Source organism: Phocaeicola sp. RTP21198st1_B8_RTP21198_201120 (assembly GCF_040929485.1).
Lineage (GTDB): Bacteria > Bacteroidota > Bacteroidia > Bacteroidales > Bacteroidaceae > Phocaeicola > Phocaeicola dorei.
This window is the reverse complement of record NZ_JBCOCI010000413.1, coordinates 1-459: the sequence shown is the minus strand read 5'-3', so window position 1 is coordinate 459 and position 459 is coordinate 1. Positions and strand designations below refer to the sequence as shown.

Below are 459 nucleotides of genomic sequence, written 5' to 3'. Positions count from 1 at the left end.
ATTACACCATGAGTAGCAGGGTGCTGCGGACCGATGTTGACTACATATTCTTCTTCGCCGAACAGTTTCGTCTCTTTGTTCTTGATGGTTCCGTCCGGGTTCAGTTCTATTTCTTGAGTCGTATCAAACGTCTCTTCATTGGTCATGCACAGTGGGTTATCCTTTTCCGGGTCGTTATCTTTACGCATCGGATAACCGATCCAATCGTTGCGCAGGTAGAGCCGGCGCATATCAGGATGACCGACAAAGGTGATGCCATAAAAATCAAAAACTTCACGTTCGTAGAAGTCGGCTATCTTCCAGATGTCGCTGACAGACGGAATTTCCGGTAGCTCGCGGTTGGTTGTCGCTGTTTTTAGTGCTATCCGTTCGCCTGTAATGGTAGATTCCAGATGGTAGACTACGCCTAAGCCGCGGAGTTTTTCCGGAGCGTCTTTCTCATCGGCTACTCCCCAGTCC

1 protein-coding gene is annotated in these 459 nt (G+C 49.0%); it reads right to left on the bottom strand.

Features of this window, described 5'->3' with window-relative positions; translation table 11 throughout:
* Window positions 1-459 (bottom strand): NADH-quinone oxidoreductase subunit C (locus AB5935_RS26825; RefSeq protein ID WP_368327959.1); only part of this gene is annotated, 459 nt, incomplete at both ends.